This window comes from Phaeobacter sp. SYSU ZJ3003 (assembly GCF_041300735.1).
GTDB lineage: Bacteria > Pseudomonadota > Alphaproteobacteria > Rhodobacterales > Rhodobacteraceae > Phycobacter > Phycobacter gallaeciensis_A.
Window position 1 is genome coordinate 156,840 of the sequence record NZ_PXNU01000009.1, and the last position, 8,479, is coordinate 165,318.

The following is an 8,479-nucleotide window of genomic DNA, read 5'->3' on the forward strand; positions in this document are numbered from 1 at the left end:
CCCCGGTTCACGAGAAAATGCAAGACATGACACGCATTCTGGCCTTCATTCTGCTGCTCCTACCCCTGCTTACTCCGCAGATAGCCCGGGCAGACAGGCTTGCTGACGCTCTGGAGCTGGTCCGGGGGCAGCAATGGGACGCCGCCGGAGAGATGGCAGGCCCCGAAGCCACCATCGCCCGCGACGTGATCGAATGGCACCGTCTGCGGGCGGGCGAAGGCTCGGCGCGCGATGTCATGGCCTTTTTGGCGCGTCGCCCCGACTGGCCCGGCCTGCCCTATCTGCGGGAAAAAAGCGAAGCGGCACTGGCCACGGCCGACCGCGAGACCATTCTGTCATTCTACTCTGGCAACCGACCCCAGACAGCCGAAGGCGCGCTGAGCCTTGGCCGCGCGCTGATCGCGGCGGGGCGCCGGGGCGATGGTGAGGCCGAAATCGTCATGGCCTGGCGCACCATGCCGATGAAATCCGAGGTACAGGACGCCTACCTCGCCGATTTCAGCGCCCTGCTGCAACCGCATCATGCGGCGCGGCTGAACCGGCTCTTGTGGGACCGCCACCATGTCAGTGCGCCGCGCATGCTGGACCTGATGCCGGACGGTCCGCGCAAGCTGGCCGAGGCCCGTCTGGCCCTACAGCAGCGCACCCCGGGCGTCGATGCCAAGATCGCGGCGATCCCAGCGGATTTGCAGGATGATGCCGGCCTGGCCTACGACCGGTTCGACTGGCGCGACAAAAAAGGACGCCGCGAGGACGCCATCCAGATGCTGATGGATCGCAGCACCAGCGCCGACAAATTGGGCGTGCCGGAGAAATGGCTGCGCCGCCGCCGCGATCTGGCCCGGCAGGACATGCGGGACGGCAACCACGAACGCGCCTACCAGCTGGCCGCCCATCATTTTTCCACGCCCGAAGCAGGCTATGGCTATTCCGACTGCGAATGGCTGGCTGGCTATATTGCCCTGCGCAAGCTGAACGATCCCGGTCTGGCCGCAAAGCATTTCGAGCGCTTCCTCGCCTCGGTCGAAACCCCGATCTCGGTCGGGCGCGGCGGCTACTGGTTGGGCCGTGCCTATGCCGAGATGGGAGAAGTGAACAGGGCGCATGATGCCTATTCCCGGGCTGCCGCCTATCAAACCTCCTTTTATGGGATCCTCGCCGCCGAGGCGCTTGGTCGACCTTTCGATCCGGATCTTGCCAATCCGCCTGCGCTGCCGGACTGGCGCAGTGCCCCCTACCTCAATTCCTCGGTCACCGAAGCGGGCCTGCTGCTGCTGCGCGCCGGAGAGGATGTGCTGGCCGAACGGTTCCTCACCCATCTGACCGAAAGCCTGCCGTCCGAGCAGGCCTTTCAGCTGGGTCAGATGGCGGTGGAAATGGACCGGCCACACCTGGCAGTGATGATCGGCAAACGCGCGGCACAATCCGGGATCGAGCTGAAAGGCGCCTATTACCCGCTGCACCCGGTGGCGAAAAAGGACCTGCCGATGGCGCCCGAGATGACCCTGGCCATCGCCCGGCGCGAAAGCGAATTCGACCCCGGTGTGATCAGCCACGCAGGCGCACGCGGGCTGATGCAGGTGATGCCCGCCACAGCAAAACTGGTGGCGAATGAACTGGGCATCCTGTCCGAGCACGAGACTGCCCGCCTGACCGCTGAATGGGACTATAACGCAACCCTTGGCGCGCAGTATCTTGCCCGTCTCGCCGAAGAGTTCGGTGGCAACGTGGTGATGATGGCAGCTGGCTATAACGCAGGCCCGCATCGCCCTGCGGCCTGGATGGAACGCTATGGCGACCCCCGCGACGGCACCCCGAACATCATCGACTGGATCGAGCACATCCCCTTCAACGAGACCCGCAACTACGTAATGCGCGTCACCGAAAGCCTGCCGGTCTATCGCGCACGGCTGGGGCAGACACCGCTGCCGGTGCCGTTTTCGCGGGAGTTGACCGGATCAACGCTGGCGGCGTTCGCGCCATAGGGTGAACAGCCCCGCCGCCACCACGATCCCGGCGCCCAGCGCCACGTTAAACCGGATGGTTTCCGAAAAGATCACAAGCCCCAGCATCGCCGCCCAGGGCAGTTGCAGATAGGCAAAGGGCTGCACCGCGCTTGCCTCTGCCGCCTCATAGCAACGGATCAGCAGATAGTGCCCCAGAGCGCCGGTCAGGCACAATAGCCCCATCCAACCCCAGTCCGGCGCGCTCATTGCCTCCCAGTTCCACAGGCCGATCGGCGTCATAAAGACAACGCCGACAACGCCCACGTAAAAGAAACTGGTGGCCGAATTGTCCTTGCGCGCGGCATAGCGCGTCAGAAGCCCATAAAGAGCGAACATCAGTGCAGCCAGCAGCGGTACCAGTGCAGCCGGTTGGAACACACCGATCCCCGGCTCCAGAATGATCAACACCCCAAGGAAACCGATCAGAATGGCGCTCCACCGCCAGATCCCGACCTTCTCCCCCAGGATCGGCCCGGACAGGGCCGCGATCATCAAGGGGTAGGAAACAAAGACCGCGTGGCTTTCCACCAGCCCCAGCAGGGTAAAGGCCAGAACCATGACACAGATTTCCGCCGCGCAGACAAAGCCGCGAAAGATCTGTAGCCAGATCTGCCGGGTCCGCGCCACCTTTTTCAGACCGCCCGGCTGCCGCAAAGCGATGGAGACGACAAACAGAGACAGGAACCAATAGCGGATCATCACCACCATGTAGACGTTGTATTCCCCCGCCAGATGTCGCGAGATCCCGTCCTGAAGCGCGAACACGATGGTGGCACCAATCATCAGCATCACGCCCAGCCGCGTGTTATTGCCTGCCTCGTGGACTTCTACGCTGCTCATGCCAGTTCCGCCTTTGTCATATGCCGTTTGCGCCCATAACCAGGGATGCGCGTAACGGCAAATCCCGCCGCCTCCAGGCCCCGGCGCACGAAACCCGCCGCCGTGTAGGTCGCGGCGCTGCCGCCCGCGGCGGTGTGCCGGGCCACTTCGGCCATCAGATCCTCACCCCACAGCTCCGGATTCTTGGCCGGGGAAAACCCGTCCAGAAACCAGGCATCGGCCTGCCCCGTCCACTCTGGCAGCGACAGGCGCGCGTCGCCGGTGATCATCTCGAAGCAAAGCGTGCCCAGATCGCAGCTGCCCTGCCCCGTCCAGACCGCGAGGAACCTTTCGGCCCAGGGCGCGACCGCAGGAAAGGCCTCCAGCGCCCGGGCCATATCGCCAGTCACCATTGGGAAGGCCTCGAAACTGGTGAATTGCAATGCGCCCACCTGCCCACTTTCCTCCCACAGCTTCCAGGCGGCGAGCAGGTTCAGACCGGTCCCGAACCCCAGCTCGGCAATATGGAAACCCGGGCGGAACCGCGCAGGCAGATCATTCCCGGCCAGGAACACATGCCTCGTCTCGGCCAGCCCGTCGTGGATCGAAAAATAGGGGTCATCGAACTGATCGGACACCGGAATGATGCCATCACGCCAACTGAGCCGGGCCTGCTGGTCTGCCATGCTGTTTTCCCCTAAGTGATGTCACGGAACGGCGCGACACTGGCGAAAGGGCGGGCGAATGGCAATGGCAGATATCACGGTGCGCGGCGCGGGCATTTTTGGTCTTTCGATCGCCTGGATCTGCGCCCGGCGCGGCGCAAAGGTTCAGGTGATCGACCCCTTCGGCCCCGGCGCCGGTTCCAGCGGCGGCCTTGTCGGTGCCCTCGCCCCGCATGTGCCGGAAAACTGGAATGCCAAGAAACAATTCCAGTTCGAAAGTCTTTTGATGGCACAAGATTTCTGGCGCGATGTGGAACATGCGGGCGGCGTCTCCCCCGGCTATGGCCGCACCGGCCGTCTGCAGCCCATCAATGACGATCGAGTACTGGATTTGGCCCGCCAGCGCGAAAGCACCGCTGCCCAGCTTTGGCGCACCGATGCCGGGCAACAGGCCGAATGGCGCGTCTGCGCAGCAGAGGAGTTCGGGGGGTGGGCCCCACCCAGTGCCACCGGCCTTGTGATTCACGACACGCTCAGCGCCCGCATGCATCCGCGCCGAGCCTGTGGTGCTCTCGTCGCAGCGTTGAAGGCACAGGGTGTGGCTGTAGGCGCAGACGGTACCGATCAGGGTCAGGTTGTTCACGCCACCGGCCATGCAGGGCTACTGAACCTGAACCAAACGCTCGGCAAAACCGTGGGCAAAACCATCGGCAACGGTGTCAAAGGACAGGCCGCCCTGCTGTGCCATGATGCCGGAAAGGTCCCGCAGCTTTACGCCGACAGCCTGCACATCATCCCGCATGTGGATGGCACAGTGGCCATCGGCTCCACCAGCGAGCGGGAGTTCGAAAACGGCACAGAGACGGACGCTCAGCTCGACGACATCCTTGCACGCGCCCGCGCCGCCGTTCCCATTCTCCAAGGCGCCGAGGTCATCGAACGCTGGGCCGGGGTGCGCCCGCGCGCAAGATCCCGGGCGCCAATGCTTGGCCCCTGGCCGGGCCGCAGCGGGCATTTCATCGCCAACGGAGGCTTCAAGATCGGCTTCGGCATGGCCCCCAAGGTCGCCGAGGTCATGGCCGATCTGCTGCTGGACCAGATCGATGCCATCCCTGCAGGCTTCCGCGTCGAAGACAACCTCTGACACCGCCGCCTCTGCCCCACCGTTTCGCTCCGGGTCAAGGGAGGCGCAGCCTGCGCGCATCGCGCGCCTTGCCCTTGAGGCGGAGCGGAACATCCCAAACTGGAACAGGCGCTTTTGAGGGCAGATCTGCCCCTCAAAACGCTTCTCAGCAGATCTTTTCACGCCGCGCAGCGGCGCCGGGCCCAACTGGCAGCGCCCTATTCGCAGAATATGGCCCGGCAGGCGGGAGCCTCCCCCTCATGCGAACTCTGCCGTGGCGCTCATGCATTGTCGTCCATCCGGGCCTCTGACCCACAGATCCTCGCCATTGCGGCAAAACGTAGCCGTTTCAAAATGCATCAATGGCGAGGAAGCGCGAAAGGCAAAGCTGCGCAAGGCACCCCCCACCTCCTCGGCCAGCAACATCAGGTGTTGCGCCAAAAGCGGACCATGCACCACCAGACCGTCATAGCCTTCGACATCGCGCGCATAGTCGAGATCATAGTGGATCCGGTGCCCGTTGAAGGTTAGCGCCGAATAGCGGAACAGCAGCGTCGATGAAAACGCCGCCTCCCGCGCATCACGCTCATCCGTCCGCGCCTCAGGCGGTACCGGTTTTGGCGCCTGTGGGTCCGGATCCTCGCGATAGACAAGATCCTGCCATTCGGTGAGGCACAGTTCTCCCTTCTGCCAGATCTCATGGCGCAGGGTGACAAAGGCCAGCGGCCCGCTGCGCCCGTTTTTATGTTCGGCCTTTTCCAGAACCGAGCGTTTTTCTGCCGGACTGCCCGCCCGCAGGGGCGCGTCGAACTGCAACTGCCCCCCAGCCCACATGCGCCGCGGCAGACCCAGATCCGGGATCAGCCCCCCTGTGCCGCCGACCCGCGGATGACCATCGCGGCCCAGTGCCTCGGGCGGCTGCGGGGTCCAGAAATACAGCTGGTGAAAGAACGGCGGCAGAACGCTGCCCTCGGTGACTTCCGCTTGCTGCCCCAGCGCCACCTGAAAGGCTGCGGCGCGGGCCGGGTCCATGACATCGGTTTGCCGGACCTCAGAGCTGGTATCGGGGCCAGGTTCGGTACGGGGGGCGGGATTTTTGGGACTGAAATCACTCATCCCGTGACCTTAGCCACGTCTTCGGAAAGGACAAGCCGCCGAAGACCGGGAGGGACGCTGACGCGCCCCTGCCCCTTACGGTTTGATCAGCGCTCGATTTCGCTGCGCAGGTTCTGCATCAGCGCCTCCAGCGAGCCCCGATAGATCTCGCTTGTCAGCTGGCCGCTTTCGTCGAACTCCTTGGAGGAATTGGCCAGATGCACCTCGGGCCCGGACACAAGGCGCGGCTGAAACGGCACCATGAAACCGCGCAGCACCATCTGCGCCCGCTCACCACCCGAGCGGCCACCCGCCGCCGACATGACTGCCACGGGTTTACCCGCCCAGGGCTTGCCCTTGGTACGGCTGACCCAATCCAGCGCGTTCTTCAGAACCCCGGAGGGGCCTTTGTTATACTCCGGGGTCGAGATCAACACCGCATCCGCCGCAGCGATCTGATCAGCCAAGAGCTGCACCCCGGCAGGCACACCATCGCGATCTTCGTCATCGCCATCGTACAGCGGCAGGTTCAGGTCGCCCTCCACGTGGGAGCAGGCACCGAACAGACGCACCGCCTCTTTCAGCAGCATGCGATTGGTTGCAGCCCCACGCAGGGATCCGGAGAGAGTGAGAAGTAGCGGATCGGACATCAGAACATTCCTCGACTAACACATTGACATGCAAGGCCCTGTCATGGGCCTGACTTGCCAATAGCTTAAGCAAAGACCGGGATGCCTCATACCCGAATGACCGCGCAAGCGTTGTGCGGCAACTGGCAAAGCCCGCGCCCGGGGGCGCGGAAATGCACAGCCTGCGCGCGTCCTGGCGCAGATCACCCGGCCTGCCAGGTTCAGCCGCCGGTGGGGATGACGACGATTTCCACCCGCCGGTTCTGCGCCTTGCCAGCTTCGGTCAGATTGCTGGCCACGGGCTGCTCTTCGCCGCGCCCGATGGTGCGGATCCGGTTGTAGGGCACACCGCCAGCCTGGATCTGATCGGCCACGGCATTGGCGCGACGCTCGGACAGGCCCTGATTATAGGCCGCATCCCCGTCACTGTCGGTATGGCCGATAACCTGCACGGTGCTGTTGGGATAGCGCACCAGACTGTCCGCCACTTTCAACAGGTCAGAACGAACCGACGGGCTGATTGCGGAACTGTCGGTGGCAAAGGTCAGATCATTGGGCAGCGATACCACCAGCCTGTCGCCGGTGTTAACGATCGAGATGCCGTCGCTCGAAATCGACTGACGCAACTCGGCTTCCTGCTTGTCCAGTTGGCTGCCGATCAGCCCGCCCGCAATCGCCCCGACCGCAGCGCCGCCCAGAACGGCGCCCGTCTTGTTGCTGGAATTCGAGAGGGCACCGATACCCGCACCCAGAATGCCGCCTGCAATCAGGCCCTGCTTTTCCTTGCTGGGCGTACCATCGCTGTTCAGCAGTGCCGGATCGGTGCAGGCGCCAAGGCCCAGCGCAACCGTCACTGCCGCAACCGTCGAGAATTTCAAAATCGTCATTTTGCCAACCTTCTTGCCTGTTTCGCGCGCCTCTGTCCGGGCTTGTCTCGTCCTGGCCCGGCGAAGTCTCACGCACCGCTGATTTTATTTGATTATATCATCGCTGCGGCGCTGCTGCTCAAGCGCAGAGTGCAAAACCTAGGCGGTTTGCCGCCCAGTTTCTTCGGCTTCGCCTGTCACAGCCGGAAAGTCCGCTTCTTTCTCCGGCGCGCTGTCATCACGCGCGGCCTCAAAGGCCAGCATCGCGCGTTTGACCGGCACTCCCCAGTGATAGCCACCGATATCGCCGCCCTTGCGCAGGACCCGGTGGCAGGGAATGAGCCAGCTCATGGGGTTCTTGCCCACAGCCGTCCCCACAGCCCGCACCGCGCGTGGGTTATCAATGGCACGGGCGAGTTCGGAGTATGTGGTGACATGACCCGACGGGATCCGCAGTAGCGCCTCCCAGACCTTGATCTGCAGCGGCGCGCCCATCATGTGCAGCGCAGCCTCGCCTTTTTGGGCAAAGATCGCCTCGGCCAAGGGGCGCAGCATCATCGGGTCTTCGACATAATCGGCATTTGGCCAGCGCGCGCGCATATCGGCCAGGGTCGGCTCAGCCCCGGTTTCGGCCGCAAAAGCGAGACCGCAGATCCCCTTCTCGGTGCCCATGACAAGCGCCAAACCGAATGGACTGTCGAACCAACCCCAACGGATTGTCAGCCCCGCGCCTTTGCGGGCGTATTCGCCGGGGCTCATCGCCTCCCAGCGCAGAAACAGATCGTGCAGCCGCCCGGAGCCGGACAGCCCCACCGCGTGGGCCGTTTCAAGGGTTGAAAACCGCTCTTGCAGCAGGCTCTTGGCGTGGCCCAGCCGCAGATACTGCTGATAGCGTTTGGGCGAAACACCAACCCAGGCCGAAAACACCCGCTGGAAATGCGCAGGGCTCATGTTCATGTGGGCGGCCAGTTCTGCAAGGCCAAGATCCTCTCCGCCCGCGTCGATCAGCTCAATGGCCCGGCCTATGACGCCATAGTGATAGCTCTGTTCACCCGCTTCGCGCATCTTTCCCTGTTCTCCTGCAAAGGGTCCAGCAACACAGTAGAGCGGACACCGGCGACCGGCGACCCGGAATTTGCGCATTGCGGGGGCCCGAGCGATCTGTTGCAAGCACAACAGCGCCTGCGGCACGATGAAACCATTGGAGTTTTTTCATTTGCGCCCTTCGCCGCAGACCGGCAAAAGAAGCAGCATGGCCAAGCAACTCGACTATCAT

Annotated in this window: 8 protein-coding genes; 2 read left to right on the forward strand and 6 right to left on the reverse strand. The window is 63.6% G+C overall.

The features are described from left to right. Positions 1-26 precede the first annotated feature (26 nt). Entirely contained in the window at positions 27-1,985 is a 1,959-nt protein-coding gene (locus C6W91_RS04830) for a lytic transglycosylase domain-containing protein (protein WP_274866808.1), read from the forward strand. Here the strand turns inward: C6W91_RS04830 and C6W91_RS04835 are convergent. Further along, on the reverse strand, positions 1,959-2,846 hold the full coding sequence (locus tag C6W91_RS04835; protein WP_274866809.1) for a DMT family transporter: 888 nt from the start codon (positions 2,844-2,846) through the stop codon (positions 1,959-1,961). The genes C6W91_RS04830 and C6W91_RS04835 overlap by 27 nt on opposite strands. Beyond that, the gene (gene mnmD / locus C6W91_RS04840) at positions 2,843-3,511 is read right to left on the reverse strand and encodes a tRNA (5-methylaminomethyl-2-thiouridine)(34)-methyltransferase MnmD (protein ID WP_274866810.1); all 669 of its coding nucleotides are present in this window, start codon (positions 3,509-3,511) and stop codon (positions 2,843-2,845) included. Before mnmD ends, C6W91_RS04835 begins: the two co-directional genes overlap by 4 nt. Positions 3,512-3,569: 58 nt before the next feature. Between mnmD and C6W91_RS04845 the strand changes: the two genes are divergently transcribed. After that, positions 3,570-4,634: an FAD-binding oxidoreductase gene (locus tag C6W91_RS04845; RefSeq protein ID WP_274866811.1), complete on the forward strand. Its 1,065-nt coding sequence runs from the start codon at positions 3,570-3,572 to the stop codon at positions 4,632-4,634. Between the two features lie 237 nt (positions 4,635-4,871). Here the strand turns inward: C6W91_RS04845 and C6W91_RS04850 are convergent, their stop codons facing one another. The 4 genes from C6W91_RS04850 to C6W91_RS04865 all read right to left on the reverse strand — a co-directional run bounded on the left by C6W91_RS04850 (position 4,872) and on the right by C6W91_RS04865 (position 8,268). Further along, the gene (locus tag C6W91_RS04850; protein ID WP_370570470.1) at positions 4,872-5,729 is read right to left on the reverse strand and encodes a MaoC family dehydratase N-terminal domain-containing protein; all 858 of its coding nucleotides are present in this window, start codon (positions 5,727-5,729) and stop codon (positions 4,872-4,874) included. A gap of 86 nt (positions 5,730-5,815) precedes the next feature. Next, positions 5,816-6,358: an NADPH-dependent FMN reductase gene (locus C6W91_RS04855; RefSeq protein ID WP_274866812.1), complete on the reverse strand. Its 543-nt coding sequence runs from the start codon at positions 6,356-6,358 to the stop codon at positions 5,816-5,818. A gap of 200 nt (positions 6,359-6,558) precedes the next feature. Then, positions 6,559-7,224: an OmpA family protein gene (locus C6W91_RS04860; protein ID WP_065271359.1), complete on the reverse strand. Its 666-nt coding sequence runs from the start codon at positions 7,222-7,224 to the stop codon at positions 6,559-6,561. Between the two features lie 138 nt (positions 7,225-7,362). After that, the gene (locus C6W91_RS04865; protein ID WP_274866813.1) at positions 7,363-8,268 is read right to left on the reverse strand and encodes a bifunctional helix-turn-helix domain-containing protein/methylated-DNA--[protein]-cysteine S-methyltransferase; all 906 of its coding nucleotides are present in this window, start codon (positions 8,266-8,268) and stop codon (positions 7,363-7,365) included. Between the last annotated feature and the right edge of the window lie 211 nt (positions 8,269-8,479).

What these genes read in the sequence shown, in the direction of transcription:
- C6W91_RS04830 (WP_274866808.1), top strand. Translation starts at nt 27, where the DNA reads ATGACACGCATTCTGGCCTTCATTCTGCTGCTCCTACCCCTGCTTACT.
- C6W91_RS04835 (WP_274866809.1), bottom strand. Translation starts at nt 2,846, where the DNA reads ATGAGCAGCGTAGAAGTCCACGAGGCAGGCAATAACACGCGGCTGGGC.
- mnmD (WP_274866810.1), bottom strand. Translation starts at nt 3,511, where the DNA reads ATGGCAGACCAGCAGGCCCGGCTCAGTTGGCGTGATGGCATCATTCCG.
- C6W91_RS04845 (WP_274866811.1), top strand. Translation starts at nt 3,570, where the DNA reads ATGGCAATGGCAGATATCACGGTGCGCGGCGCGGGCATTTTTGGTCTT.
- C6W91_RS04850 (WP_370570470.1), bottom strand. Translation starts at nt 5,729, where the DNA reads ATGAGTGATTTCAGTCCCAAAAATCCCGCCCCCCGTACCGAACCTGGC.
- C6W91_RS04855 (WP_274866812.1), bottom strand. Translation starts at nt 6,358, where the DNA reads ATGTCCGATCCGCTACTTCTCACTCTCTCCGGATCCCTGCGTGGGGCT.
- C6W91_RS04860 (WP_065271359.1), bottom strand. Translation starts at nt 7,224, where the DNA reads ATGACGATTTTGAAATTCTCGACGGTTGCGGCAGTGACGGTTGCGCTG.
- C6W91_RS04865 (WP_274866813.1), bottom strand. Translation starts at nt 8,268, where the DNA reads ATGCGCGAAGCGGGTGAACAGAGCTATCACTATGGCGTCATAGGCCGG.